The 308-nt window shown below is 61.4% G+C and carries 1 pseudogene; it reads left to right on the top strand.

Annotated features, from left to right (window positions below):
* Nucleotides 1–235: pseudogene (locus ABFX56_RS15945) on the top strand (HNH endonuclease); the annotation flags it as partial.
* Between the last annotated feature and the right edge of the window lie 73 nt (nt 236–308).

Genomic DNA, 308 nt, shown 5'->3' with positions numbered 1-308 from the left:
GTTGACCACGTTGACCGAGGGCCTCGGTCACGGTCACATCGACGGGCTGACCCAGCCGGTCAGTGCCGGCACGATCCGCAAACTGGCCGCCACCGCCGGTCTGATCCCGGCCGTGTTCGGCGGCGACTCGCTGCCATTGGATCTGGGCCGGGATGCCCGATTGTTCTCCTGGCCGCAACGCCTGGCGTTGGCCGAACGTGACGGGGGCTGTGAGGGTGTCAGATTGTCTGTGTAAGAGTCATATTTGATGAAAGGTTCTGACACTGAATGTCTTTGACCGATGAGATGGATTCGTCGTTGTCGCCGTC

This window comes from Parafrigoribacterium mesophilum (assembly GCF_039652555.1).
Taxonomy (GTDB): domain Bacteria; phylum Actinomycetota; class Actinomycetes; order Actinomycetales; family Microbacteriaceae; genus Parafrigoribacterium; species Parafrigoribacterium mesophilum.
Note: the sequence above shows the minus strand (reverse complement) of the source record. Positions and strands in the feature narration are given on the sequence as shown.